This is a genomic window from Bradyrhizobium sp. SOJA106 (assembly GCF_059448745.1).
Genome location: NZ_CM182549.1, coordinates 3,486,643 through 3,512,430, shown reverse-complemented (window position 1 = coordinate 3,512,430; position 25,788 = coordinate 3,486,643). Strand labels below are relative to the sequence as shown.

The 25,788-nt window shown below is 60.6% G+C and carries 22 protein-coding genes and 1 pseudogene; 12 read left to right on the top strand and 11 right to left on the bottom strand.

Features of this window, described 5'->3' with window-relative positions; genetic code table 11:
• Positions 1 to 92: 92 nt before the first annotated feature.
• The 7 genes and pseudogenes from AC5V87_RS15765 to AC5V87_RS15735 all read right to left on the bottom strand — a co-directional run.
• Positions 93 to 1,133, bottom strand: a pseudogene (locus tag AC5V87_RS15765) (FAD-binding protein); the annotation flags it as partial.
• An 85-nt stretch (positions 1,134 to 1,218) separates the two neighbouring features.
• A complete protein-coding gene (locus tag AC5V87_RS15760) occupies positions 1,219 to 2,037 on the bottom strand; it encodes a sugar phosphate isomerase/epimerase family protein (RefSeq protein WP_495371526.1) in 819 nt (272 codons plus the stop codon).
• On the bottom strand, positions 2,037 to 2,693 hold the full coding sequence (locus tag AC5V87_RS15755; RefSeq protein WP_495371525.1) for a hypothetical protein: 657 nt from the start codon (positions 2,691 to 2,693) through the stop codon (positions 2,037 to 2,039). Before AC5V87_RS15755 ends, AC5V87_RS15760 begins: the two co-directional genes overlap by 1 nt.
• A 14-nt stretch (positions 2,694 to 2,707) precedes the next feature.
• Complete coding sequence (locus tag AC5V87_RS15750; RefSeq protein WP_495371524.1) at positions 2,708 to 3,190, bottom strand: type II 3-dehydroquinate dehydratase; 483 nt, start codon at positions 3,188 to 3,190, stop codon at positions 2,708 to 2,710.
• A 31-nt stretch (positions 3,191 to 3,221) separates the two neighbouring features.
• Positions 3,222 to 4,502 (bottom strand): TRAP transporter large permease, encoded by a 1,281-nt coding sequence (locus AC5V87_RS15745; RefSeq protein ID WP_456837517.1) that lies wholly within the window; start codon positions 4,500 to 4,502, stop codon positions 3,222 to 3,224.
• Position 4,503: 1 nt separating this feature from the next.
• Entirely contained in the window at positions 4,504 to 5,013 is a 510-nt protein-coding gene (locus AC5V87_RS15740; RefSeq protein WP_495371523.1) for a TRAP transporter small permease, read from the bottom strand.
• A 75-nt stretch (positions 5,014 to 5,088) separates the two neighbouring features.
• Positions 5,089 to 6,108 carry a TRAP transporter substrate-binding protein gene (locus tag AC5V87_RS15735; protein ID WP_495371522.1) on the bottom strand — a complete coding sequence of 340 codons (1,020 nt, stop codon included), beginning with the start codon at positions 6,106 to 6,108 and terminating at the stop codon, positions 5,089 to 5,091.
• Between the two features lie 229 nt (positions 6,109 to 6,337).
• On the opposite strand from AC5V87_RS15735, the gene AC5V87_RS15730 reads away from it, so the two are divergent.
• From AC5V87_RS15730 to AC5V87_RS15720, 3 genes are read left to right on the top strand one after another with little or no spacing between them, the layout of a single operon-like run.
• A complete protein-coding gene (locus AC5V87_RS15730; RefSeq protein ID WP_495371521.1) occupies positions 6,338 to 6,997 on the top strand; it encodes a GntR family transcriptional regulator in 660 nt (219 codons plus the stop codon).
• A 49-nt stretch (positions 6,998 to 7,046) separates the two neighbouring features.
• Positions 7,047 to 8,219 carry a M24 family metallopeptidase gene (locus tag AC5V87_RS15725; RefSeq protein ID WP_495371520.1) on the top strand — a complete coding sequence of 391 codons (1,173 nt, stop codon included), beginning with the start codon at positions 7,047 to 7,049 and terminating at the stop codon, positions 8,217 to 8,219.
• Positions 8,216 to 9,115: an SMP-30/gluconolactonase/LRE family protein gene (locus AC5V87_RS15720; protein WP_495371519.1), complete on the top strand. Its 900-nt coding sequence runs from the start codon at positions 8,216 to 8,218 to the stop codon at positions 9,113 to 9,115. The genes AC5V87_RS15725 and AC5V87_RS15720 overlap by 4 nt, the downstream gene beginning before the upstream one ends.
• Positions 9,116 to 9,178: 63 nt before the next feature.
• Here the strand turns inward: AC5V87_RS15720 and AC5V87_RS15715 are convergent, their stop codons facing one another.
• Together AC5V87_RS15715 and AC5V87_RS15710 are read right to left on the bottom strand one after the other, a co-directional pair.
• Positions 9,179 to 11,005 (bottom strand): tannase/feruloyl esterase family alpha/beta hydrolase, encoded by a 1,827-nt coding sequence (locus AC5V87_RS15715; protein ID WP_495371518.1) that lies wholly within the window; start codon positions 11,003 to 11,005, stop codon positions 9,179 to 9,181.
• 724 nt (positions 11,006 to 11,729) lie between these two features.
• Positions 11,730 to 12,530 (bottom strand): GntR family transcriptional regulator, encoded by an 801-nt coding sequence (locus AC5V87_RS15710; protein ID WP_495371517.1) that lies wholly within the window; start codon positions 12,528 to 12,530, stop codon positions 11,730 to 11,732.
• A 207-nt stretch (positions 12,531 to 12,737) separates the two neighbouring features.
• On the opposite strand from AC5V87_RS15710, the gene AC5V87_RS15705 reads away from it, so the two are divergent.
• From AC5V87_RS15705 to AC5V87_RS15685, 5 genes are all read left to right on the top strand, one after another.
• On the top strand, positions 12,738 to 13,616 hold the full coding sequence (locus AC5V87_RS15705) for a fumarylacetoacetate hydrolase family protein (protein WP_495371516.1): 879 nt from the start codon (positions 12,738 to 12,740) through the stop codon (positions 13,614 to 13,616).
• 61 nt (positions 13,617 to 13,677) lie between these two features.
• Positions 13,678 to 15,294: an FAD-dependent monooxygenase gene (locus AC5V87_RS15700; protein WP_495371515.1), complete on the top strand. Its 1,617-nt coding sequence runs from the start codon at positions 13,678 to 13,680 to the stop codon at positions 15,292 to 15,294.
• Positions 15,291 to 16,487: an FAD-dependent monooxygenase gene (locus AC5V87_RS15695; RefSeq protein WP_495371514.1), complete on the top strand. Its 1,197-nt coding sequence runs from the start codon at positions 15,291 to 15,293 to the stop codon at positions 16,485 to 16,487. Before AC5V87_RS15700 ends, AC5V87_RS15695 begins: the two co-directional genes overlap by 4 nt.
• Positions 16,488 to 16,501: 14 nt before the next feature.
• A complete protein-coding gene (locus AC5V87_RS15690) occupies positions 16,502 to 17,377 on the top strand; it encodes a VOC family protein (protein ID WP_495371513.1) in 876 nt (291 codons plus the stop codon).
• Positions 17,378 to 17,421: 44 nt separating this feature from the next.
• A complete protein-coding gene (locus AC5V87_RS15685; RefSeq protein WP_495371512.1) occupies positions 17,422 to 18,657 on the top strand; it encodes an ABC transporter substrate-binding protein in 1,236 nt (411 codons plus the stop codon).
• A 536-nt stretch (positions 18,658 to 19,193) separates the two neighbouring features.
• Here the strand turns inward: AC5V87_RS15685 and AC5V87_RS15680 are convergent.
• Entirely contained in the window at positions 19,194 to 20,105 is a 912-nt protein-coding gene (locus AC5V87_RS15680) for a LysR family transcriptional regulator (RefSeq protein ID WP_495371511.1), read from the bottom strand.
• Between the two features lie 177 nt (positions 20,106 to 20,282).
• Here AC5V87_RS15680 and AC5V87_RS15675 point away from each other — a divergent pair, with 177 nt between their 5' ends.
• From AC5V87_RS15675 to AC5V87_RS15665, 3 genes are all read left to right on the top strand, one after another.
• Positions 20,283 to 20,681 (top strand): DoxX family protein, encoded by a 399-nt coding sequence (locus tag AC5V87_RS15675; protein ID WP_495371510.1) that lies wholly within the window; start codon positions 20,283 to 20,285, stop codon positions 20,679 to 20,681.
• Positions 20,682 to 20,784: 103 nt separating this feature from the next.
• On the top strand, positions 20,785 to 21,828 hold the full coding sequence (locus tag AC5V87_RS15670) for an Atu2307/SP_0267 family LLM class monooxygenase (RefSeq protein WP_456837502.1): 1,044 nt from the start codon (positions 20,785 to 20,787) through the stop codon (positions 21,826 to 21,828).
• A gap of 5 nt (positions 21,829 to 21,833) precedes the next feature.
• On the top strand, positions 21,834 to 22,817 hold the full coding sequence (locus AC5V87_RS15665; RefSeq protein WP_495371509.1) for a glutathione S-transferase family protein: 984 nt from the start codon (positions 21,834 to 21,836) through the stop codon (positions 22,815 to 22,817).
• Between the two features lie 567 nt (positions 22,818 to 23,384).
• On the opposite strand, the gene AC5V87_RS15660 is transcribed toward AC5V87_RS15665, so the two are convergent.
• Complete coding sequence (locus tag AC5V87_RS15660) at positions 23,385 to 24,272, bottom strand: LysR family transcriptional regulator (RefSeq protein WP_495371508.1); 888 nt, start codon at positions 24,270 to 24,272, stop codon at positions 23,385 to 23,387.
• Positions 24,273 to 24,376: 104 nt separating this feature from the next.
• Between AC5V87_RS15660 and AC5V87_RS15655 the strand changes: the two genes are divergently transcribed.
• On the top strand, positions 24,377 to 25,519 hold the full coding sequence (locus AC5V87_RS15655; RefSeq protein ID WP_495371507.1) for an ABC transporter substrate-binding protein: 1,143 nt from the start codon (positions 24,377 to 24,379) through the stop codon (positions 25,517 to 25,519).
• Positions 25,520 to 25,788: the final 269 nt, after the last annotated feature.

The window sequence follows — 25,788 nt, the reverse complement described above, 5'->3', positions numbered from 1 at the left end:
AGCCCGAGGCCAAAGTCCCTGACGAAGCTACGATCGCAGATCAGGAACGCCGGCGTCGCTGACGTCGCCAACATCGCCGCGACGAAGTCGTGATAGGAGTCGGCCTCATTGACGAAGCGGCGGCCAGATTTATTCACGGCCAGCAGCCCCGGCTTGGCGCGATCCAGCATGATATGCGGGTAGACCGAAACATGGCCGTCGGCTTGCGTCATAACCGAACTCGGCATCCACAAGGCCAGGCTTTCGAGGTCGCACGCAACAGCGGCGTTAAGGCTCTCGGCTGCCAGAATGCCGTCGCCGGTGTTGGATGATGGCGCAAGCGAAAGCCGGCGTGCGGCATCCGGAAACAGCCTGTTGCGAAGGTCCTGGCTCCAACCGACGCCTCCTGTCGCCAGCACCACGCCCTTATTGGCACGGACGGCGATCTCTCCGCCGGGGGACGACAGGATGGCCCCAATGATGTCCTCGCCCTCGCGAATGATCTCGCGAAGCGACGTCTCAAACCGCACCTCGACGCCGGCTCGGCGGACACTGTCAAACAGTCTGGCGACCAGCGCATTGCCCATGATCAGGCGCGTCCCGCGCTTGTACGTGAGCCGATCCAGCGCATGCCGTGCGAGCAGGCCGGCAACGTGCATGAAGTTTGCCCAGCTGCGGAAGGGCGCCAGCAGGGGCGCAATGTCCGCCTTCCCGACCATCATGCCGCCAAGAACCATGAACTCCCGGCGTGGCGGCCTGACGCGGGCAAAGTCCTTGCCGAGCTTTCGGCCGTCGAACGGAATTGCCCCGAGCGCCCGCCCGCCGATCGCAGCGCCCGGCAGATTCTTGTAGTCGGGATGGATGGCCGGCGCGGCGAACTGCACGATCGTCTTCTGCTCGAGATAGTCGAGAACGATCGGGCCGGCCGTCAGGAACGTCTCCAGGCGCTCGTCTGTCGCGTGCGCGCCTAGCATGGCCGCCAGATAGGCCTTGGCGGATTCAACCGTGTCAGGCATGCCGGCACGCTGTCCCTGCCGGTTGCCGGGGATCCAGACGGTCCCGGCCGAGGTCGCGGTCGTGCCACCGACCATGTCCGACTTCTCGCAGAGGATGACGTTGAGCCCTTCAAGGGCTGCGACCAGCGCCGCTGTCATGCCGCCCGCGCCTGCGCCGACGACCAGCAGGTCGGTCTCGATGTCCCAGAAATGATTGCCTTGCGGCATCCGGAGCACCCTTCCCTCAGGACTTCGCGCGCGCCCTTTCGACCACGGACTTGCCCGCCGCGAGCGCCCGGCGTGCCTTCGTTTCGGCATCCACGGTCTTCGCCAGCTGAACGGTCGGGACCTCGATGCTGATCGTGAGATGGTCCGGCATCGCCCGCGTCAATCCGACTAGGTCGATGCCGCCCTCGCCCGGAAACATCCGGTCCTCGCGCGCGGCGTGGATGAGCTGCTCGGTTGTCGCGGGACGCTCGGCCGGACCGTCGCAGAGCTGCCAATAGTGCAACCGATGTCGCGGGATGGTGTGGAGGTCCGCAAGCGAACTCTGCGACCGATCGAAATGCAGCGCGTCGACGAGCACGCCGGCCGCGGGATGATCGACCTCGGCGACGATCCGCATGGCTGTCTTGAGGTCCGGGACGCTGGTCCAGGGCATGAATTCGAGATCCGACGTGAGCCCATATTTGGCGGCGGCGTCGCAGAACTGCCCGAAGCGGTCCGAGAACCGCGCCAGATCTGGATCGTAGGCCGCGACGAGGATGTGCCTGGCGCCAAGCCGCGCGCCCGTCTCGAAGAACGGGGTGAACGACGCGAGATCAGTCTCCGGTCTGAATGCGACGACCTCGAGATCGGCGACTGTCACACCCGTCGACTGCAGTCGCGCCAGCGTCTCCCGCAATAGCGCCGCATCATCCATCAGGCGATAGGCAATCCCGCCCGGCATTGCTGGCAGTAGCCTTAGCCCGACTTTCTCGTAGCCGCAGCGCGTCGCCAGCTCGACCATCTCGGGTGGCGCCAGCTCGAGCACGGTCAGCGCGGCGAGCGAGAAGGTGGCCATCAGCCGAAATCCGCGATGCGGGCGTCGAGCGTAAACATGCTTTGATAAACCTCCGGCTCGCTTGCCCGGTTGAGGACATCAGGCGCATGCCTGCGCGCCTGCTGCAGGGCAGCTTGCAGTGAGGCGCCGTCGAGCGCCTCGATCAAGAGAAGACCAGAGAAGAACCCCTCCTCCTTGCGCATGCCCTTTTCAGTTGTCGACACCGATGTCCGCGCCTCGTCGGTTGCTCCGATTTGCACGGCGGCGATCCCGTCGCAGACAACCAGCGCGTCTGCCAATTGTTGCGGGTTTCCCGGCAGTTTTTCAATCCGCAGCGCCATGATCGTGGCCCCCTCACCGCGCCCTGCCCGCGCTACCATGACGCCGCCGCCCCGCTTGAAGTTGCCGAGCCTTGGCATGATCCGTTGCGACCACGGCGTCGGCGCGTTAAGCCGCGCCAGATAGGCTTCACCGTCGAGCACTTCCGGTGCTTCCAGCTCGTACAGGATGAAAACGCGGTTGATGTCGTCCCTGACAGCGCGGAACACGCGCGATGCCAGGAAGCCCCTCGTCGTCACGCGCTCGGTGGTGTGCTCGCGCGTCAGCCAGTGCCGGTAATCGGTCCAATCCTCCGCCGCGACGTCACTCCAGATGGCGAGAAATCCCGATCCGCGCATGATGCCTCTCCGTATTAGGTCTTAAGCCCGTGCAGCGCCGGCGGGATCGTTGCAGGCAATTGTCCGAGCCGCTGGACAACCGCCAGCATAGCGGCCAGATAGCCGTAAGGACCCAGGCCGCAAATGACCGACGTGCAGGCGCTCGATGTGATCGAGTGACGATGGAGCTCGTCGCGGGCATGGATGTTCGAGATATGCAGCTCGATCTTCACGCCCTCGAAGATCTTGAGCGCATCGATCAGCGCAATCGAGGTGAAAGAATAGGCCGCCGGGTTGATGATGATCGCATCCGCGCTCCCATGCGCGGACTGGATCAGGCCGACGAGCTCGCCCTCCATGTTGGACTGGTGGAAAGAGATCGACACGCCAAGCTGGTCGGCCAAGGCCTGGCAGCTCGCTTCGATCTCCTTCAGCGTCGTCCGGCCGTAGATGTGCGGTTCCCTGATGCCGAGGAAATTGAGATTGGGCCCGTTGAGGATCATGATTTTCGTGGCCACTGCCCTGCTCCTTCAATTATGTCCGGTGCGACTAGCCGCCGAGCCATCTTGCCGGGATCGTCACCAGTCCCGGGAAGAGTACCATCGCGAACAAGACGATCAGCTGCGCGATCATGAAAGGCCAGACGCCCTTGATGATATCCTCCATGCTGATCCTGGAGACGCCGCAGACGACGTTGAGCACGATGCCAACCGGTGGCGTGATGAGGCCGATCGAATTGTTGATGATGAAGAGCACGCCGAAATAGACGGGGTCGATATGCGCCGCCTTGATGATCGGCATCAGGATCGGGGTCAGGATCAGGATGGTCGGCGTCATGTCGAGCGCCGTTCCCACGATCACCACCACGACCATAATGGCCAGCATCAGGATCGTGTTGTTACCCATGAAGGGCTTCAGGAGATCGACGACCTGGGCGGAGATCTCTGATACCGTGATCAGCCACGACGACACCAACGCCGCCGCGACGAGAAACATGACGACGCTCGTCGTCACCGCGGACGACACCATCACCGCGTAGACCTCTGACCATTTCAGCTCGCGGTAGATGCAGGTCGCGACAAACAGCGAGTAGACGGCGACGACGACACCCGCCTCGGTCGGCGTGAAGATGCCGAAGCGCAGGCCCACGATGATAATCCCGGGCAGCATCAACGCCCAGAAGCCGTCGATGATGGCGTGCAGGATTTCGCGAAGCGAGGCCCGCGGCGGCGGGGACAGGTTTTCCTTGCGCACGACCCAGTACCAGGCGCCGCAAAGACCCAAGCCAAGGAACAATCCGGGTACGATGCCGGCCAGAAACAGCTTGGATATCGACACATTGGCCGCGACGCCGAAGATCACGAAACCGATGCTGGGCGGGATAACCGGGCCGATGACGCCACCGGCGGCGACGAGGCCAGCCGCGTAGGTCTTCTTGTGCCCGGCGGCGACCATCATCGGCACCAGCAGTGCGGCCAGCGCGGCGGCATCGGCTGCCGCCGATCCTGATAGCGACGACAGGATGCAGGCTGCCATGATCGTGACGTAGCCAAGTCCACCGCGAAAATGTCCGACCGCAACGAGGGCGACATTGACGATGCGCTTGGCAAGCCCGCCCTTGTTCATGACCTCGCCCGCGAGCATGAAGAACGGAATGGCCATCAGCGGAAAGCTGTCCGCGCCGTTGATGACGTTCTGCGCCACGATCTGGGAGTCGAACATGTCGATCGTGCTCATCAGGGCGACGCCGCAGATGAGAAGCGCGAAGGCGATCGGCATGCCCAGCGCCATTGCGCCAAGCAGGGAGAACGTGAAGACCGCGATTGTCATGTCACTGCTCCTCCGATTCCCTGATGGCGACCATATCCTCCTCGCTCGCCTGCCCGCTGATCACCCGGTACAGGTCGTAGAGAAGGATGATTGCCGTCGAGACGCCGAAGATCACGCCGACAGCGTAGAAGAGACCCATCGAAAGACCGGTGGCCGGCGCGCGGTCGTCCAGATTGATGATGGTCTGCCGCCAGCTGCCGGACAGCAGCAGCCAGTCGGCGAACAGCATCAGGCAATAATTGAGGACAAAGCAGATACGCTTGCCGGACGCCGGCAGCTTCCGGATCAGCGTGTCGACGCCGAGATGGGCGTGCTCGCGCATCGCGACAATCGCGCCGAAGAATGTCAGCCACACCAGCAGCCAGCGCGACAGCTCCTCCGAAATCGTGATTCCGGAGTTGAAACCGTAACGCAGGACCACGTTGCCGAAGACCAGGACGACCATAACCGCGAGACACGCGGCGATGACGGCCTTCAGGAAGGTGCAATAGAGATCGAGAGCTCGCGCCATGCGTGACGTCCGGGCAAATGAGGGGCGTGAGCCGGCCATGTGCCGGCTCCGCCGCCTGCGTGATGGAGAGATCGACTACTTCACGTCCTTGCGGATGCGCTCGACTTCGTCGTTGAACAGCTTCACCGTCTCGGGACGAAAACCGGCTGAGATCTTGTCCGCGACCGGCTGCGACGTCTTGCGCATGCGCTCAGTCTCTTCGGGCGCGATGGTGTTGTACTGCATGCCCTTGGCCTGCAATTCCGTGAGCGCCTTTTCGGTCTGAAGACGGGTCCGCTCTTTCTGATAGCCGCGGCTTTCTTCATAGGCCTCGCGCATCAGCCGCTGCTCGGTCGGTGACAGCTTGTCCCAGAACGCCTTGCTCACCAGGATGATGTTCAGGGTGAAGGTGTGGTTGGTGGCGGAGACGTATTTCTGCACCTCGTAGAACTTGTTCGAGAGAATGACCGTGTAGGGATTCTCCTCGCCGTCGACGGTGCGGGTTTCCAGCGCCGAATACAGCTCGCCGAAAGCCATCGGGACCGGATTGGCCTTAAAGGCGCCGAAGGTTTCGAGATAGACCGGGTTCGGAATCACGCGAAGCTTGAGCCCGCTGAAATCCTCGAGCTTCGTGATCGGACGGGTGCTGTTGGTGACGTTGCGGAAGCCGAGGCCCCAATAGCCGAGACCGATCAGCCCTTTCGACGGCAACGTATCGAGCATCGCCGTGCCGAATTTGCCGGTCGCCAGCGCGTCGGCCTGCTCGACCGTGTTGAAGAGGAATGGGAAATCGACGAGGCCGAACTCCGGAATGACGGTTGCGAGCGACGTCGTCGAGGCCGACAGCATCTCCTGGGTGCCACCGCGCAGCGCCGATTGCTGCTGCAATTCGTTGCCGAGCTGCGAGGCCGCGAATTCGCGGACCTTCATCTTGCCCCCGCTCTTCGCCAGCAGGATCTCGGCAAACTTCTGCACGCCAAAGCTGACGGGGTGATCGGTGTTGTTCAGGTGCCCCCACCTGATCGTCCGCTCCTGAATGTCGTCAGCGGCGGATGCACTGACCATCAGCGCCACGCAGATCGCCGTCGCAGTCAGCGCCCGTACCCACAAGCTCATCGTTTCCTCCCTGTTCCTAGGGGCACGGACGGCAGCTTAAGCGCGCTCATTTCCCGAACCCTCAGGCTATTTACACATCATACATATATTTCGAAGTCAAACGACATTACATGTTTCATATGAGATTATTGCAGACGTCTGATGTGCGAAGCCTGCTATAGTTCTGGCAACATTGATGGTTCGGACGCCCGGACGGCAGCCGGCGGTCAGAAAAGCGGGATCAGAGGAAATGACGGCACTTGAGGAACGACCGATGTCGGCGGGCGATAGCGGCTATCAGCGGATCCGCGCCGACATCATTTTCGGCGTGCTCACGCCCTCCGGGCGTCTCAAGCTCGATGCGATGAAGGAGGATTACGGAGTCAGCATCTCGACGTTGCGCGAGATCCTCAATCGGCTGACGTCAGAGGGCTTTGTCGTTGCCGAAGGCCAGCGCGGCTTCGAGGTGGCACCGGTCTCGATCCAGAACCTTCGTGAGCTCGCGGAGCTGCGCATCTTGCTCGAGCATCACGCAATGGCCGAGTCGTTCCGCGCCGGCGACGTCGAATGGGAGGGCCGCGTCGTCTCGGCGCACCACAAGCTGGCAGCGACCGAACGCACCGTCCAGAAGGAAGGCGACGATCCCGAGCTGCGCAAGCGCTACGACGGCGAATTCCACCAGGCGCTGATTTCGGCTTGCGGGTCGCGCGAGTTGATGCACACCCACGCGATCGTGTTCGACAAATACTTCCGCTACGCGCTGCGCTATCGCGGTAACGAGACAATCAACCAGCATAAGGCATTGCTGGAATGCGCCCTGAAGCGGGACATTAAGCACGCCAGGGCCGTGCTCACTGACCACATCAACGGCTGCGTCGCGCATGCGCTGTCGTCCTGGAAGGACGCCTGATCGCCCTCGCCTGTAACAGAAGCAAATCGTCGACGCAGAGGAACGATCAGTGCACGCCAAGATTCCCTTCTCCGCGGCCAGGCTGGACGGCCTGCTCGATGCGTCAGGCATCGACATCCTGGTCGTCACCTCCAAGCACAACATCCAGTATCTTCTTGGCGGCTACTATCACTTCCAGTTCGACTACATGGAAGCGATCGGCATCAGCCGTTATCTCCCCGTCTTCGTGTACGTGAAGGGTGATCTTGACAAGTCGGCCTATATCGCCAACCGCAACGAGCGGGACAGCGTGCAGAATAGAGCCGACGCCGGCTATTGGATGCCGCCGGTAGTGTTCGGATCGTCAACCTCGGTCGAGGCGATGACGCTCGCGCTCAAGCACATCAAATCGATCGCAACGACCTCGCTTCGGATCGGCGCGGAGCTGTCGTTCCTGCCAGCCGATGCCGCCGATTTGCTGCGCAGGGACTTGCCCCATTGCCGGCTCATCGAAGCGATGCGGCCGCTGGAACAACTGCGCTCGATCAAGACCCCAGCGGAGCTGGAGATCCTCCGCGAGGCATCGGAACGCGTGGTTGCGTCGATGATGGATGCAGCCAGCCGCACCTGCCTCGGCCAGACCAAGCGCGAGATCATCGCGCATCTGCGCCACGCCGAACTCTCGCGCGACATGACCTTCGAGTATGCGCTGATAACAATGGGGACGAGCCTCAACCGGGCACCGTCCGAGCAACTGCTTAAGCGCGGCGATATCATCTCGCTGGACTCGGGCGGAAATTACAAAGGCTATATCGGCGATCTCTGCCGGATGGCCGTGCACGGGACGCCGGACGGCGAGCTTGTCGATCTGCTCGACGAGATCGATGTGATCCAGCAGGCGGCCCGCACGCCGATCCGCGCGGGTCTCATCGGCCATGAGATCTATGCCGCTGCGAATGAAGCGCTGGCATGGTCCCCTCACGGCAAGCAGATGCATTTCGTCGCGCACGGCATGGGCATCGTCAGCCATGAAGCGCCACGCCTGACGGCGAGCGGTCCGATCCCCTATCCCGCCGACGATGCCAACGCGCCGCTCGAAGCAGGCATGGTCATCTCGATTGAAACGACGCTGCCGCATCCACGACGGGGTTTTATCAAGCTCGAGGACACCATTGCGGTGACCGCGGACGGATATCAGGCCTTTGGTGATGGCGCCCGTGGCTGGAATCGGATTCCGGCATGACCGTGAATTCGATTCCCTCGAATAAGGTTGAGACCGCCGTCGCCAGCACCGATATTCTCGGCGAGACGCCCTTGTGGTGCGACCGGACCCGCAAGCTGTGGTGGGTCGACATTGATGGCCGGTTGCATCAATCCTTCGACCCAGTGACGGGCGCCCATGAGCTTACGTCCTACGACTGCCAATTCCTCGGTGGTCAGGCGCTGACGGCTGACGGCTCGCACGTCCTTGCGATGGATCTTAGCCTGTTTCGCCGCGACGCCACGGGTGGCCTGACAGGCCGCATCTGCGAGGTCGAAACGGGGCTGGATAATCGGCTCAACGACGGACGCGTCGACGCACGGGGACGTCTCTGGATCGGGACGATGGACAATGAGCTGCATCGGCCGAATGGCGCACTGTATCGCGTGACCGGCGACGGTCAGGTGGCGCGGCTCTTCGACGACGTCATCGTCACCAACGGGATTGCGTTCTCGCCCGACAATCGCACGCTCTATTTCACGGACACCCGGCGGTACCGTACCTGGGCTTTCGACTTCGATCTCGACGACGGCGCGATCGACAACAGGCGCTTGTTCGCGGACTATTCGGCTTCCGGGGAGCGGCCCGACGGCGCCTGTGTCGACGCCGATGGTGGACTCTGGACGGCGTTCTTCTCTGGAGCCCGCGTGGTGCGCTACCGGCCGGACGGCCGGATCGATACGATCATCCCGCTGCCCGTGACCAATCCGACCTGCGTCTGTTTCGGCGGCAGCGACTACAAGACGATGTTCGTCACCAGCGCGCAAAAATTTCTCAACGCAGAGCAGTTGAGCAGCGAACCCGAAGCCGGCCATTTGCTTGCGATTGAGGGGATCGCTCAAGGGTTTCCGGAGAACCGTTGGGACGCAGGCGATTGACTGAGAACGCCCGCGTCACATCGCAACAATCAGGTTTCGGGCCCGCAGCGCTTCAGGGATTAGCTAGCGGCAGCTGAAGCTCGAAGGCTGCGTCGCCGGGCCGTGGCCATCCCATGTCGTCCGCTGGGGATAGACGCAGATTGGATAGCTCACACTGCCATCGCGCGAGGTCAACGTGATCTCGCCCGGCGCCACTCCCGTCTCGACCCAATCGGTCAATGCGGAGAAGAACTGATCCCGGTCGCGCGTCGGCGTTTGGTTGGCGTTGCCCGGCAGTTTCGGCAGTGGCACTGCGTCGTTCTTGCCGGTCACGGTGTACGAGCGACCCTGCGAGGAATGCGCGACCCCCGGCACCAGATACATCCGCATGAATTTTGAGACCTCGGCATCGCCGCCCATCGCAGCAAGCACGCGCTCGTGATAGTTGACGTTGCCTGCCGGCGGGATCGCATCATCCGCAAGTCCGCTCCACACGATCACCTTGCGGCCGAGATCGCGCAGCTTGGAGAGATCCGTCTTGTCAGTGATCAGATTGCTGAATAGCGTGGGCTGCAGCGCGACGTTCTTGTCGACGCCAGCGGCGAGGTCTGCATAGTCGAGCTCGAGCCAGCGGTTACGCTTGGCGGTCGAGGCGTTGGTGATCGGAATGGCTGACGTTGCACTGGCATCGGCGGCGTAGCTGACGTCCTGCACGCCGAGCGCAAAATTATCAGTCGAGGCGCTCGTGATCTGCATCGAGATCGACGTGCCCTTGGTAAAAGTCCACCACAGCTGCTTCACGCCGAGCGCCTTGCCGCTCCGGGCTTCCGCCGTCTGAGCCGGATCAACGCTGCCATCGCGGGTCGCGCCGTACCACATCTTGTTGAGCGCACCCGCTTCCTTTGGGCTCATGCAGGCCGCCTTGTCGGCATTGCTGCCAGTGACGCCGTCGCCCGCTTCGCCCGCACAGAGCAGCACTGCGTCACGCGCGGGATTATAGTCGCAGGCGAAGGGATCAAGCAGGAAGCCGAGGCCGGCCTTGTCGCAGGTCGCAACGGCGCGCTTGTTGGCGGCCTCGACCTTCGCGGCGAAAGCGGCGGCCTCCGGCTTGTCGATCGCGGTAAAGCCGAGCTCGGTCTTCATCACGATCTGCGGATAGAGGCTGGTGGTGCCGAACTTCGGGATATTCAGCGCAGGCTGCGCGATCATGTAGCCGTCATAGAGCTCGGGATATTCCTGCACGATCTTCAGGCCCTGGCGGCCGCCCTGCGAGTGTCCGTCGTAGTAGACGAATTTCGGCGTCTTGCCATAGTAGAGGTTGACCAGCGCTTTGGTCTTGACCGCCTGCTCAACCATCGCCCGCACCGAGAAATCGCGGAAGCCCTCGACGTTGACCTTGCCGTCGGAGAGGAAGGCGAACGAACCGTCCTGATACCAGGGTTGGCCGGCGTCCGTTGTCCCGGAAGCATAGCCGATATTGGCATTGACGATCGCCGGCACCTTGCTGCCGATCTTGTCGGCATAGCGATGGCCGCCGCCAACCCAGCCGCCGCCGCCATAGTTGCGAATGCGCTCGTTCCAGTTAGCCTGCGTTGGCAGCCAGACCTCGATGCCGATACCTTCTGAATAAGAGGGCGCGGTCTTGTCCTTCTCAGCCGTGACGCCGGGACCGACCAGCAGCTTCACGAGGCAAAGATCGGCTGCCGCCGTGACCGGCTTCGCCGCATCGGGCGCCAACAACTCCTCACCCTTCTTGACTTGGCGGACCGCGATCACGGTCGTGATCTCGTCGGGATGAAAGGCAGCCTTGATGCCGTCGTCACAGGCCATCGGCTCGGCGGACGCCGATGTTACCTGGCAAGTCGCAGCCACCAGCAGTAGTGCCCAAAAATTCCTTCGCGCGATCGGCATCGTTCTCTCCCCTTGCTTATTGTTTTGTGTTGGCAGCCTGGAGCCGCCAAATCCATGATCGGCATTGTCAGGGGCCGCGACTCGCGGGTCGGCGCGGCGAGCCGGACAGCGACGTCGGTGGCAGATAGTTGCGCCGCTCGACGACCTTAAAAAACGACACGTAGACGAGTTCGCAATCGTCCATCCAACGCGGGCGACGCCGAAATGCGCGGCAGCCGCGCCGATCAGGCCAGTCAGTAAGCGGCTGTCGCCGAGGCGGTCGGCTGCAGTGACTCATGAGCGGTTCGCTGCCCTTCGGGAAAACGCCAATGCGGAGGCCCGACTTGCGCGACGATAGCGTGTTGCTGACCTAGTACAATTATCGATTTATTACACGAACTTAACATGATGTTATTTTTTGGCGGTGCCCGATTGGCCGTCCGCACCCCTACCTCCAAGTGCAAGCGGACAGACGAAACGGACCGAATTCTGCGTGTCTGATGGCATGAGCGAGTAGTCGCCGACGTCCGATCGTTGTCGTGCCGATGCGCCCAATTCTCATCAACTCATAAAACGAGTCGGATTGCAGGTTCAAATCCCGGAGGCGCAACCACCGATACGGACATTCCGATCAGGTGATGATCTGACCAGCGGGCTTCCTGCGTCCCGAACGCAGTGGCTAATGTCTAGTCATTGAGAGATAAACCGAATCCGCCTTGAGGGCTTCGGATCGGGCTGCGGCGCTTTACCCAGGCGATTGTGCACGTGGATTTCTGCGCGGACGGCTCGTCGTGCGTGCCTGAAACGGATTCCCACCCGCAGCGAGGATAATGTCGGCCGTTTTCCAGAGATGCTCATTCATCAGCTGCACCGCCAAATCGGCATTCCCGGCCAGGACGGCCGCAGCAATGTCCCGGTGCTCTTTCTCAAGATCGCGCTTCTCCTTGGCGATGGCCGTCGCGTACCACCGATATCGCTCGGATTGGTTGAAGAGGATTTGCCTGAGCTGCATGAGCCATGGACTTCCGCATCCGGCTGCAAGCACCTCATGGAATATGGCATGCGCCTTTGCGAATTCGCCGTTGAAGGAGGCGCCATCCTTGCCGGGCTTCATCGGCGTATGACACAAACGATGCAGGGCGGCGACCACCTGCGATTGCCATTCGATGCTGCCTTTCTCTATGGCCCCACGCAAACAAAGACCTTCGATCTTGCAGCGTACGTCGGTGAGATCTCGCAGCACATCGATCGATAGCGGCGCAACCCGAAAACCACGCTGCGGTTCGCTGACGACAAAACCCTCTGATGCGAGCCGCGATAGCGCTTCACGTACTGCGCTTGAGCCAACACTCAACCGCTCGCATAGATCGTCGATCTTCAGCTTCTCTCCGGGCGCGAAACGGCTGCTTAGGAGCTCTGACCTAAGGCGCGCATAGGCGCTCTGGGTAAGACTTGAAGACGAGTCGATCGCACGGCCGGCCGGCGGGGTCAGTGGCGCGCTTTCGTTCGCGCCGCCCTGACGCAATAGACCCTCGTCGGTCGGCATCGATTGAAGCTCCCTCACTACGAAACTCGGACTGCTTGCCCACGCTCAAATCGGGCATCACCGATCGCCGTGAAGAAGGGATCGCTTGACACCGAGCCGGCATAACCGTTGTAACATGCACAATCGAAAATAAAATGCATTTTTATTTGACTTATGCACGGAAGCTCGTTATCGGACGATCTGAGGAAACAGGAGCACGGCACGCCGATGCGCTTTCTGGCCTATGAAATCGATGGCGTTCAGGGATTGGCCGCGGCTGACCAGAACGAGTCGTACCGAGGTTTGCCAAACTCGCAGCTGGACATAGGGCTTGAGGCCGCCGTCGCGTGCGGGCCGGCGGTGCTGCGGGACCTCGCCCGGGCTCTTCTCAACGGGGAGTTGATAGACCTGCAGAGGGCCACGTGCCTGCCGCCGCTGCCGTCACCAGGCAAGATCATTTGCGTCGGCCTGAACTACGCCGATCATACCGCTGAGAGTAAACAGGTGCAGCCGGATTATCCGACCCTGTTCGCACGATTTGCATCGGGCCTTATCGGGCATGGAGCTCCACTCATTCGGCCCAATGCTTCGGATCGCTTCGACTATGAAGGCGAGCTCGTTGCCGTCATCGGCAAGGCGGGCCGGCACATTCCCGAAGAGACAGCCCTTGAGCACGTTGTCGGCTATTCGATCTTCAACGACGGGTCCATTCGTGACTATCAGCTGCGCACCCCGCAATGGACCATGGGCAAGAATTTTGACGGCACAGGTGCATTCGGGCCGGCCCTCGTAACGGCCGACGCGCTGCCGCCAGGCGCGCGCGGACTGAAGATCGAAACGCGCCTCAACGGCAAGGTGATGCAGAGAGCATCGACCGATGACCTTATCTTTAGCGTCGCAAAATTGGTCGCGCTTATCAGCGTGGGCATGACGTTGTTGCCCGGTGACCTGATTGTAACCGGCACGCCGGCAGGAGTGGGCGCGGCACGCAAGCCGCCGGTTTTCATGAAGCCCGGCGACGTATGCGAGGTCGAAATTGAAGGCCTCGGCATCCTTCGCAATCCTGTGATTCAGGAATCAGAAAGCTCCGCGACCATCGCCGCTTAGTTTCGCGAACGTCGACAACGCTCGAAATAAGGGCGGCCGTATAAAATGTTGGGAGTGATCAATGAAGTCCGTTCCCGTTCTCATTGCTGGCGGCGGCCCGGTCGGTATGACGCTTGCCAATGTGCTTGCTCATTTCGGCATCCAATCGATGCTGGTCGAGCGCAATCGGGAGACCACGCGTCATCCCAAGATGGACATCACCAACGGCCGAAGCATGGAGCTGTTCCGAAGGTTCGGTCTTGCAGACGCGCTGCGCCGTGTCGCGGTGCCAGAAAGCCATCCGTTTGATGTCGCGTGGATCACCAGTCTGTCCGGCTACGAACTGCATCGATTTCGTTATGCAAGCCCGCAGGAGTACCGAGCCCGGAGCCGCATCCGCAACGACGGAACCTTCACGCTCGAACCGCCCATGCGGGTTTCTCAAGTCGAGATCGAACCGGTCCTGAAAGCGGCAATCGATCAGCTCGATCATGTCGACGTCCGCTTTGGCGTCGCATTGGAAAACTATGATACCGACGATGAAGGTGTCGTCGCAACGGTGCGTGAACGCGAAAGCGGAACCGAAGAGAGGGTTCGTTGTGAATTCCTCGTAGGGTGTGATGGTGGGTCGAGCCGCGTCCGCGAGATTTCAAAAATCAAGCTTGAAGGACAGGCTCGCATCGGCGTCCTTTACATGGTGCATTTCCGCTCGAACGAGCGCGAGATCCTACAGCGATGGGGCACAGCCTGGCATTATCAGTCCCCCTTCGGAACAATGATCGCGCAGAACGACAAGGACATCTGGACGATCCATTTCCGGGTCAAACCGGACCAGGATCCGGCATCGATGAACCCGCGAGAGCTTGTTGAAAGGTTTGTCGGTCGCTCTTTCGACTTTGAGGTGCTCGTGGCAAATCCGTGGACGCCACATCTGCTGTTGGCAGAAAGCTATGGAAGCCACCAAGTCTTCCTGGCCGGAGATTCCGCCCACCAATACATTCCAACCGGCGGCTATGGAATGAATACAGGGATTGGCGACGCCGTCGACCTTGGGTGGAAGCTTGCTGCCACGCTTTCAGGATGGGGCGGTCCAAAGCTCCTGCCATCCTACGAGATCGAACGTCGACCCGTTGGTGCCCGCAACCGCGAGGCTTCCGGCGGGCACATGCAGGTTCGTATCAAGATCGCGGAAGCCTACGGCGCGGCGATACCTGAAGATGGTGATGGCAACAGCGTGAGCCGGGCCGAGGTGGGCGCGCGTATCGCCCGTCTCGGCAACGCTGAAAACGAAAGCTTCGGCATCGAGCATGGCTTTATCTATAGCGACTCACCGATCGTGGCTGACGACGATACCGAGGCATTTCCCTTTGAACCGCTAACCTACAAGCCCACGACAAGACCCGGCGCTCGGCTGCCGAGCATCTTCCTCGAGGATGGCAAGGCGCTCTACGATCAATTAGGGCCATATTTCACGCTTCTCAATTTTGGCGATCATGACACGTCTGCATTTGCATCTGCTGCAAAACGGCGAAACGTGCCGTTGTCGATCTTTACCGTTAAGGAAGCCGCCGCACGAGGGATCTACGGCAACGGCATGCTTCTTGTCCGTCCAGACCATCATATCGCCTGGCGCGGACCGACCGCAGAGAACGCCGACCAGGTGCTGGGAAGGGCGGCCGGCTGGGGCGAAAGCCAATGAGTGGCCTGCACGCGCTCGTCATCGGAGGCGGGATCGGCGGAATCTCGGCGGCGATCGCGATGCGCCGAGCGGGCCTGGATGTGTCGGTATTCGAGCAAGCCTCGACAATCAGTGAAGTGGGAGCCGGCATCCAAATCAGCCCAAACGCATCGCGGCTCCTGAACCGGTTTGGCTTGGGCGAAGCGATGGAGCGGGTGGCCGTACGGCCCTCTGCGGTTGTGCACCGGCGCTGGGAGGATGGAAGCGAACTCTCTCGGCAACCTCTCGGCGAGGCAATCGCCGGCAAATATGGCGCGCCGTATTACCATTTCCATCGCGCCGATCTGATCGAGCTGCTGGCCCAAGATTACGGCAAAGAGCATATCAGGCTGGGACATCGGTTGACCCGCCTCGATCAGGATGAGCGCGGCGTCGTTGCGCAATTTGACAACGGCGTGAGCGCCCGGGGTGATCTCCTTATCGGTGCGGACGGAATTCATTCGAAAGTCCGGGAACAACTCTTTGGGTTCGAACAGCCACGCTTCTCCGGCAATGTCGCCTATCGTGGCCTCGTGCCGGCCGAACGAATTGCGCATCTGAAGCTCGCGCACGAGGCCACGAATTGGGTGGGACCGGGCGGCCATTTCGTTCACTATTTTGTTGCCGGAGGTCGTTACCTCAATTTCGTTGCCGTAACAGAAGAGAGCAACTGGCAGCGGGAGCAGTGGTCTGATCGCGGTTCGGTCGATGATGCTGCCGATAGCTACAACGGGTGGCATCCGCAGATCGCCACCATTCTGCACGCCGTCGACGAAACGTTCAAATGGGCGCTGTTTGATCGCGATCCGCTTCCGCGGTGGAGCACCGGACACGTCGTTCTCGTCGGCGACGCCTGCCACCCGATGTTGCCGTACATGGCGCAGGGCGCGGCCCAGGCGATTGAAGATGGCGCTTGCCTCGCCGCCCATGTCGGCAAAGTCGACCGAGCCGACCTCGAGAAGGCCATTGAAGCCTATGTGCTGGCCCGTCAGCCCCGAACGACGTGGGTACAGCAAGCAGCCAGAGCCAACTCGCTGACGTTCCATCTCCGCGACGGCCCCGAGCAGCGCGCCAGGGATGCATCCTATCGAAAGATTGGCGGTCGCGGCGGCCCCCAGGTCGCCGACAGGCTGTTTGGCTACGACGCGGAAGATATCACGCCGGTGACGGCGTAACGAGGAGGTGTTCAATGACGCGTGCCTATCAGCTTGCTTACGTCGACCTCGAGACAAACGTCCTTGACGAGGAGATAAGCTACTATCAACGAATCATCGGTGCGACTGCAGTTGATGCCGTCGCCGGCGATCGTGCCTATTTCAGTCTCGGCCTCGACCATCATAACATCAGCCTCAAAGCGGCATCGACCCCACGCTTGGCGGCAATCGGCTTGCGGATCGAACCACAGCCGATTGCGGATACACTTGCGCATCTTCAACGACTAGGCCTGTCGGGCGTGTCGAAAAGCGATTCGCGCCCAGGTGTTTCCGCACTCGTCGAAGTGGAGCTTGGCGGGCAGACGTTCCATCTGGTGCCGGACATGACCATGACCGGCCCGGGCTTCCGCCATTCAGGCATCGTTCCGACACAGCTTGGGCACCTGGCCGTGATGTCAAGTGAAGCCGAAAAACTCGTGAAATTCTTGAGCGCGATCGGATTTCGTGCCACGGACTGGTTTGAGGAAACAGCGACATTCCTCACCTGCAATCGGCTGCATCACGTACTCAACGTGGTCAATGCGCCCTTCAACAAGCTGCATCATCTGGCGTTCGAGCTGCGCAGTCGCGCCGCTCATCATGATGTCGCAGATTTCCTCGCGACCGAAGGGCACGGCATCGTGTGGGGACCATCCCGGCATACAGCCGGTCACAATCTTGCTTCGTATCATTTCGATCCGAGCCACTTCCTCGTCGAGTGCTATACGGACATGGATATCGTCATTCCCGAACTCGACATATTCGAACCGCGCCCATGGCACGACGCATTTCCGCAGCGGCCGCGTGTTTGGCCCTTGGGACAACTCACGACCTGGAACACGCGCTTCGACTTCGACTTCCGGGCGGTATAGGCGCCAATAGTTCCGGCAGTTCTTCGCGCATGACAGGAGCATCCATGTCTCACAGGGTCAGACAGACATCGCGCGCCTTCTTCAGCGCGGCCGCGGCAATCTATTGTATGCTATCGCCTGCGGCGGCTCAGAGTTCGAAGGCCTATGGACCAGGTGCCTCGGACACAACGATCAAGATCGGCAATACCGCTCCCTATAGCGGTCCCTTGTCCTCAAATGCCGCCGTGCCTCGGACCGAAGCTGCCTACTTCAGGATGATCAATGAACGAGGGGGCATCAACGGCCGGAAGATCGAGTTCGTCTCCTATGACGATGCCTACAGCCCGCCAAAGACCGTCGAACAAACCCGTAAGCTGATTGAAAGCGACGAAGTCCTCCTTCTGTTCAACCAACTCGGCACTCCGACAAATGCAGCCGTCATAAAGTACGTCAACAGCAGCAAGGTCCCTCAACTCTTCCTGGCGACTGGTGCGACGAGCTTCGGAGACTTCAAGGCTTACCCGTGGACGATGCCTCTTGCGCCGAGTTACCAGAGCCAAACGCGCGTATTCGCGACATTCATCGTCGAAAACCATCCCGATGCCAAGATCGCCGTGCTGTCCTCGAACGATGATTTCGGTCGGGACAACATCAAGGGATTGAAGGACGGGCTTGGCGCAAGAGCAGGCAATATTGTTGCTGAGGTCACCTACGACACAAGCGCTCCGACGATCGACTCGGAAATGGTCAGAATGAAATCGTCGGGCGCGACCATCTTCGTCAACTTTGCTTCGGCCAAGTTTGCCGCGCAAGCGATCAAGAAGGCGGCTGAATTGAACTGGCATCCGATCCATATCCTACACGGCAATTCGCAGTCCATCAGCGCGGTTCTGAAACCTGCCGGCCTCGAAAACGCCAAGGATACGATCACGGCTAATTACATAAAAGACCCGGACGACCCGGCATGGAAAGATGACGCTGGCATGCAGCGATACCTGACATTCGCCGCAAAATATCTGCCGAACGAGGAGACCAACAACGCCTACGTGGCCTACGGATACACCGCAGCGCAGACGCTAGTGAAGGTGCTCGAGATGTGTGGCGATACGCTCACGCGCGAAAATGTTCTACGGCAGGCAGAAAGCCTCAAAGACGTCGAGTTGGATCTCCTGCTACCGACCATCAGGCTGAACACCTCCGCGACGGATCATTTCCCAATCGAACAGATGCAGTTGCAACGATTCGACGGCGTGCGATGGGTCGGGTTCGGTCCCGTCATCGAAGGCTCGGTCGGGAATTAGGCGTGTTACCACCGAGGCTATGCCGCTTGGTTTATCACGAATCCCGATGCCGCAAGCAGATGTTGGATGCTCGGCGCCTTGTGGCCGATGCTGAATAGAACGAGAGGTGGATCGGCTGAATTGAAGGACCTGATGGCTAGGCCGAGCGGCTCTCGTCCAAGAAACGCCCAGGGTGACGAGCGCGCTCGCTTTCCATACTTCAGCAGCCAGCAAGCTACCGCTCCATATCCGACTCGCCATAGTTTCGCCGCTCGATCGTAGATCCGGCGGCACCATCGTGAGGACCAAACGGGGGGACACGCTTCCATCGACAAACGGCCTATCAGCCGTCGAACTCGTTTCAGAATGCTGTGCGGTGTTTTCGGGCTGTAGCCGTACACATCAGCGTGTTCTCCCTGACTGCTAGGCACCTTGCTAACCGGTGTTGGCGATCCAGATGATTCGAGCAGAGGAACGGGACGGGCAATTTTCGCGTCGCCATCGCTCGCGAAGCAATGACGTCGTCGATAGAATTGCGACGTTTCACTTCGCCCTCGTCAGGAATCTGTCTGGTGATGCGCGCATTTTCCCAATCGCTGGATAAGCCATCGGCCGGCCGGTCCCGGGGGATCATCGGCGCGATAAGCGATGGACATCGGCAGTTTGAGATCGCTGGCGGCGACGCCTTCGATGCGCAGGCGGGACAGCCGCCCTTCCTCTATATCTGCCCTCACGGCATGGCCGGGCATGCCGCCCCAGCCGAGGCCGTTGAGCAGGAACGTGTGCTTGGCGAAAAGATCCGCCAGCCGCCAGGTCTGTGACGACAGCACCCCGAACTCCCGCCCCTGGGAAAGTTCGGTCCGATCGGTAAGGACGAGTTGGATATGGTTGCTGAGTTCACCGCGCGGGATCGGCGCGTCGAACGCGGTAAGCGGATGGTTGGCAGCGGCCACGACTTCAAAGTCCACGGCGCCGAGCGGCTCTGTGCTGATGCCGGGCGGCATGACAGGCAAGGTGCCGACGATGCCCAAATGGGCGCGGCGATCAAGGATCGGCAGAACCGTGCCACCCAGGACCTCGACGAAGAGCCGCAGCGGCACGGTAGGGAATTGCTCCCGAAAATCCCGGGCGGCCCCGGCAATGACGCTGATGGGGAAGAACACGTCGATGACGACCGACAGCTCGGGTTCGAGCCCGGATGCCATGCCTTTCGCCTGCGACTTGAACGCATCGACTTTGGCGACCACATCGCGCGCGGCCGCGAGCAGCATGCTTCCGGCTGGCGTGAGTTGAGGGTAGCGACCGGTCCGGTCGAAGAGCTCCACCCCCAACTGATGCTCAAGAGCGCGCACGAGTTCGCTGACGGCGGACTGGGCGCGACCCAGCTTGCGGGCGGCGGCGGAAAAACTCCCCTCGTCGACCGCAGCAATGAAGGTGCGCACTTGATCAAGCGATAAACCGTCCAGCATGAGATATGAACCATCGGATTGGCCGATGGTATGTATCTTATAATAACGGCTTTTCAGATGGCAAGGACCGCGAGAAAAGTGATGTCGCGATCAGCTTTCATGCCCTCGCAAATTTACCTCGCGGAAACTCGTCTGGACTGCGCAGTTTCCCCCCAACACTCAGTTTCAAGGTGCTCTATGCCATCATCGCAAAACTCACAGACTCCCACCAAAGCTGTCACGATCACTTCGCGGGTTCTTCGCCTGCTCAGTGCGGCTGCATTCATTTCTGCCGGCGGCGCCAAGCTTGCGGGCGTGCCGATGATGGTTGCTATTTTCGAGCAGATCGGGGCCGGCCAGTGGTTCAGGATCCTCACTGGCGTGGTCGAGATCGTGGGCGGTATTGCCATTCTGGTCCCGGCGACGGCGGCGTTCGGCGCCGTTCTGTTGGCTGTTACCATGGTCTGCGCCGTGTTCACTCACCTGGCGCTGATCGGCGGGAGCCCGCTCCCGGCTATCGTGCTGCTGGCGATCACATCGACTGTCGCATGGCTGCATCGCCGCAGTCTGTCCAACGTCCTCCAGAACCACGGCTGAAACCGAAGTCGGGCTCAAAACAGGCACTCTTGAAGATCAACATCGCAGGTCGAGGTTACAGATCGCGCAAGTTCTCGGCATCGCGCCTCGAAAGGAATGAAGATTGGAGATCGGTATCGATAGTTTTGCGATGCTTGCGATCGACCCGAGGACAGGCCATTTGCAGTCCGCCCCTGATCGCATGGAAAGCGTGCTTGCAGAAATGGAGCTGGCCGACCAAGTCGGCCTGGACGTCTTCGGCATGGGCGAGCATCACCGGGAGAACGCGCTCGACTCGGCGCCTGCCGTTATTCTCGCGGCTGCGGCGGCGCGCACGAAGACTATCAGGCTGACAAGCGCTGTGGCGGTCATCAGCGCTGCCGACCCGGTACGGGTGTTTCAGGAGTTCGCGACACTCGATCTTATTTCGAAAGGCAGAGCCGAACTTGTGGTTGGCAGGGGGTCTTTCACCGAAGCCTATCCGCTGTTTGGCTATGACCTGCGCGACTATGATGCGTTGTTTGCCGAAAAGCTCGACCTCCTGCTCAAGCTCAACGATGCGCCTCATATCAGTTGGAATGGCCGTTTCCGGCCAGCGCTGAATGGTGAAGGTATTTATCCTCGCCCGCATCAGGAACGGTTGCCGATCTGGCTCGGCGTCGGCGGTACGCCAGGTTCGTTCGCCCGCGCCGGTACGCTTGGCCTGCCGCTGATGGTCGCCATTATCGGCGGCAGTTTCGAGCGCTTCCGGCCTGCTGTCGACCTCTACCGGCGCGCTTGGCGGGCCGCGGGTCATCCGCTGGCCAAACAAAAAGTCGGTGTCCATGCCATGGGTTTTGTCGCCGACACGGACGAGGCGGCCAGAGAGGCTTTCTTTCCCGGCTGGCTCCAGGCATTTAGCACCGGCGCGAAGGAGCGGGGCTGGTTGCCGCCGACGAGGGCGCAATTCGAGGCGATGTGCGGTCCCGCAGGGGCCTTCCTGATCGGCAGTCCGCACACGGTCGCTGCCAAGATAAAGGCTTGCATCCAAGCATTGGGCGGCGTGTCCCGCATCACCTTTCAGATGAGCACCGCCGCGCTCGAAACAGAGGCTATGCGGCGATCGATCGAGCTCCTTGGCACCAAAGTCGTGCCACTGCTTCGAGACGCGCCAGACCGGAAAGTGTAGATAGCATGGGTGAACTGATCAATGGCGTCTGGCAGAAGGTAGATCTGGGCGGCGATATCTCAAAAAGCGCCGATATGTCGAGTGGGACGATCAAGCGTCGGCCGTCGATATTTCGCGACTGGATCACACCTGACGGGGACGCCGCCGAGGGAAAACGACGCTTCAGGGCCGAGGCAGGCCGCTACCATCTCTACGTCTCGCTCGCGTGCCCATGGGCGCATCGAACGCTGATCATGCGACAACTCAAGGGTTTGGGCGATCTGATCGGCGTCTCGGTCGTTCACTGGCTCATGCTCGATGATGGATGGACCTTCGAGCCGGGACCCGGTGTCGTCCCCGACGTCGTCAATGGCGCCACGAAGCTCCATGAGCTTTATACCCTCGCTGACCCCTCCTGTACGTCGCGGGTAACGGTTCCCGTCCTTTGGGACAAGCAAGAGAAGACAATCGTCTCGAATGAATCTTCCGAAATTACCCGAATGTTCAACTCGGCGTTCGATCATTTGGGTGCAAAAGCCGGCGACTACTATCCCGACGAGCTGCGGGCCGAAATCGACGCCGTGAATGTCCGCGTCTATGACAATCTCAACAACGGCGTCTACAAGACGGGCTTCGCCAGTACCCAGGAAGCCTATGAGCGCGAAGTCGCGGCCGTTTTCGACGCGCTCGACTGGCTCGAGGACCGGCTCGCGACGCAATCCTATCTGGTTGGAGGGCAGCTGACCGAGGCCGATATCCGCCTGCTGCCGACCTTGCTGCGCTTCGATCCCGTCTACTTCGGGCATTTCAAATGCAATTTGCGCGCGCTCGTCGACTATCCGGCGCTATGGTCTTACACCCGGCGCCTCTATCAGCATCCGGATATTCGGCCGACCGTCAGTTTCCTACACATCAAGGCACACTATTATGGCAGCCACAACTTCCTCAACCCAACCGGAATCGTGCCGGTCGGTCCTGAGCGCGACTTTGATGGGATAGTGGAGGTGTAAGGGTCCGCTTGCCTGGCTGGCGAATTTGCGCACGGGCACACTTCTGATAATCCGACGAACGGCCTCACGCTCTATGGGCCAGCATCGACGTCTGATCGGACGGAGATTACGATCGGCGCGATCGGCACGAAGCATGGCCTTGCCTTGCCTGTTAGGCGAAAAGCGGCGTGCCGCTGGGCTTCGAACTCGCTTTCCACGGCATCCACACCTCCCGCAGAACCAAAGCGGAAAGTGTAACCCATGTGTCCGGTACGTTCTGTCACCTATGTCTCGGGCCGCTCACCCACACCAACCAAACCTACGATATCTCATCCAAACTTACGCGTAGGGCAGTTCGTGGACCCTGGGGTAAGCGCAGCTTTACGCTCATGCAGGGGAATGCTGAAAGATCTCGGGCTACCAGTCGGGTGAAAGCGGCCTTTGTCGCGAAGGATCGCGAACGCATTTTCGATGCCGCTGTCGTGTGGTAGGACGCGGTGTCTCTGGTCAGAATTTCACACGGTTCGGATTGCAGGTTTCACATCCGGAGGCATACTGACATCTGACCCACGCCAGCCTCGGGCATCGCTAGTATTTCTCAAGCCGCATCGTTTCGAATAGAAACTCCGAAAGCTTTGCAATGTCCTTGCGGGGGCGAGCGGTCGGAATCGTGAGCGATTGGACGAAAAACTGTCTCGTCTTGTAGCACGCGAGCACCGGTACAAGTCGACCGTCCGCGATTTCGTCGGCCACAAGGAAGCTCGGCTGAAGCACTAGTCCTGTTCCGGCCACTGCCGCCGCCACCAGGGCGTCGCCATTGTTGCAGCTCAGCGTGCCTCGGATAGGCACCCGATGGGATTTCCCATCGGCATCGCGAAGAACCCAGTCGTGGCCGTGTTCCGCCGACGTATAGCGCAGGCAATTGTGTTTGCTCAGATCAGTCGGAATTTGGGGCGTGCCGGCGCGGGCGAGATAGGAGGGCGCGCCGCAGATCACCGTTCGCGAATGAGTGAGAAGCTTGGTGCTAAGCGCGGGATCGAGCCGGTTGCTGACCCGCACTGCGAGATCCAGTCCCTCTTCCGCGAGATTGACCAGTCGATCGCTCAACATCAGCTCGATCTCGATCTCTGGGAACATCTCACTGAATTGCCCGAGGATCGGCATGAGGCAGCGCAAGCCGAATGAGATTGGCGCACCGAGGCGAATTTTGGATTGATGCGTCCCGGCGCCGCCGCGGAGCGCGCGGTCATAATCATCGAGGATGTTCCGTGCTTCGCGGAGCAGACGCTCGCCGGCTTCGGTCAATGATTGGCTGCGTGTTGTGCGTATCAATAACGGACCATCCACCCGCGCTTCGAGCTGGCCGATCAGCCGGTTGATCGCCATGCGGGAAATACCGAGCGCAGCGGCCGCCGACGTCTGGCTGCCGCGCTCCACAGTCAGCACAAATGCCTCAAGCTCCCGAAGCTCGCTCACGTCTCATTTGTAAAGCAATTCGATACAATACCCAAGCTCATTTGAGTTGCACCGCAACAGATCGTCTAACATGCTAATTTTGCTAACCAATTTGTGGAGATACAATGGACGCGAAAGCACAACCGGCCCTGCTCGATCGACGAAGGCTGCTAACGACGGCTCTGGCGGTACCCGTGGCGATAGCCGCAGATCACGCTTTGGCCGCGCCGCCGGCCGCCACCGGGCGTGGCGGAGCGGAGACGCGCAGCCTGGACGAGCTGTATCAGGATGCATTGGCGGAGGGCGGCAACCTCGTCGTTTACGCGGGCGGCGATACGCCGACACAGCAGGACAACAACAAAAAGGGATTCCTTGCCCGCTTCCCCAAAATGAACATCTCGATCATCGTGGACTACAGCAAGTATCACGATGTCCGTCTTGATCGTCAGCTTGCCGACCGTTCAGTCGTCCCCGACGTCGTACAGTTGCAGACCCTGCAGAATTTTGCGCGTTGGAAAAAGGAGGGACACCTCCTCAACTACAAACCTGCCGGGTTTCCGAAACTTCACGATTCTCTTCGGGATCCGGACGGCGCCTGGATGGCAATCGGCGTCATCGCATTCAGCTACATGTATGACCCGTCCGCCGTGGATGGAAAGCCGCCGGCATCGCCGAAGGAGCTGACAAATCCAGAATGGCGCGGGCGCATTGCGTCCTCATATCCGAGCGACGACGACGCCGTGCTCTTTCTCTACAAGCTTTATGCGGAGACCTATGGCTGGGACTGGATCCAGAAGCTGGCAGATCAGGGCCTGCAGTTCGCGCGCGGCACGCACTCGCCGGGCCTCGCCGTCTCCCAGCATCAGAAAGCGGTTGGTCTCGGCGGATCCGGATCGCTGACGACACCGGCCAACGCGCCGGTGAAATGGGCCATCGCAGACGGACATCCATTCCTTGCTTGGGGGCAACGAGCCGCGATCCCCAAGGAGGCGCCTCACAAGGCTGCTGCCAAGCTGTACATGAATTGGCAGATCTCGGAGGAGAATCAGCGCAAGGCCTATAACGGCTGGTCGGTTCGCACGGACGTGCAGCCGCAAGGCGGCCTGAAGCCGGTATGGGACTATGCAAACTCCCATTTCGCCGAGTTTCCGCGGTTCATGGAAGATCGAGCCTTGGTCGAGAGGTGGCGCCAGACTTTTGCGATCTACTTTGGCGAAGTGAGAGGCGAGCCGAGTCCGGGCTGGCTGGGACAGCGGCCCGGCGCCTGAGAGATCTTTAAATGACAGGTCCGCCAGCTTGCGGCTGCAACTGGCGGACCAATAGGTGATCGAGCCTGGGAAAGACCGTTCGGGAAACCGGGAAACTGATGCTCGTCCAACGCCCCCTCTGAGGCGGTACAGTTCAGCAGCCTTGTCACTCGACGCGTGCGATTATCATCAAACATTTGGCCATCCCAAATCGCACCAGCGCGCCTTTCGTCGCCGTCCTGCCGCAAGGTCGTCGATACGACACCTCATGCGGCCATTTCAAATTTGTG

Coding starts and splice junctions, on each gene's coding strand:
- AC5V87_RS15695 (WP_495371514.1), top strand. CDS start 15,291: ATGAGTGGCCTGCACGCGCTCGTCATCGGAGGCGGGATCGGCGGAATC.
- AC5V87_RS15710 (WP_495371517.1), bottom strand. CDS start 12,530: ATGCCGACCGACGAGGGTCTATTGCGTCAGGGCGGCGCGAACGAAAGC.
- AC5V87_RS15720 (WP_495371519.1), top strand. CDS start 8,216: ATGACCGTGAATTCGATTCCCTCGAATAAGGTTGAGACCGCCGTCGCC.
- AC5V87_RS15690 (WP_495371513.1), top strand. CDS start 16,502: ATGACGCGTGCCTATCAGCTTGCTTACGTCGACCTCGAGACAAACGTC.
- AC5V87_RS15700 (WP_495371515.1), top strand. CDS start 13,678: ATGAAGTCCGTTCCCGTTCTCATTGCTGGCGGCGGCCCGGTCGGTATG.
- AC5V87_RS15685 (WP_495371512.1), top strand. CDS start 17,422: ATGTCTCACAGGGTCAGACAGACATCGCGCGCCTTCTTCAGCGCGGCC.
- AC5V87_RS15760 (WP_495371526.1), bottom strand. CDS start 2,037: ATGGCCACCTTCTCGCTCGCCGCGCTGACCGTGCTCGAGCTGGCGCCA.
- AC5V87_RS15735 (WP_495371522.1), bottom strand. CDS start 6,108: ATGAGCTTGTGGGTACGGGCGCTGACTGCGACGGCGATCTGCGTGGCG.
- AC5V87_RS15655 (WP_495371507.1), top strand. CDS start 24,377: ATGGACGCGAAAGCACAACCGGCCCTGCTCGATCGACGAAGGCTGCTA.
- AC5V87_RS15755 (WP_495371525.1), bottom strand. CDS start 2,693: ATGCGCGGATCGGGATTTCTCGCCATCTGGAGTGACGTCGCGGCGGAG.
- AC5V87_RS15740 (WP_495371523.1), bottom strand. CDS start 5,013: ATGGCGCGAGCTCTCGATCTCTATTGCACCTTCCTGAAGGCCGTCATC.
- AC5V87_RS15705 (WP_495371516.1), top strand. CDS start 12,738: ATGCGCTTTCTGGCCTATGAAATCGATGGCGTTCAGGGATTGGCCGCG.
- AC5V87_RS15715 (WP_495371518.1), bottom strand. CDS start 11,005: ATGCCGATCGCGCGAAGGAATTTTTGGGCACTACTGCTGGTGGCTGCG.
- AC5V87_RS15745 (WP_456837517.1), bottom strand. CDS start 4,502: ATGACAATCGCGGTCTTCACGTTCTCCCTGCTTGGCGCAATGGCGCTG.
- AC5V87_RS15675 (WP_495371510.1), top strand. CDS start 20,283: ATGCCATCATCGCAAAACTCACAGACTCCCACCAAAGCTGTCACGATC.
- AC5V87_RS15680 (WP_495371511.1), bottom strand. CDS start 20,105: ATGCTGGACGGTTTATCGCTTGATCAAGTGCGCACCTTCATTGCTGCG.
- AC5V87_RS15730 (WP_495371521.1), top strand. CDS start 6,338: ATGACGGCACTTGAGGAACGACCGATGTCGGCGGGCGATAGCGGCTAT.
- AC5V87_RS15665 (WP_495371509.1), top strand. CDS start 21,834: ATGGGTGAACTGATCAATGGCGTCTGGCAGAAGGTAGATCTGGGCGGC.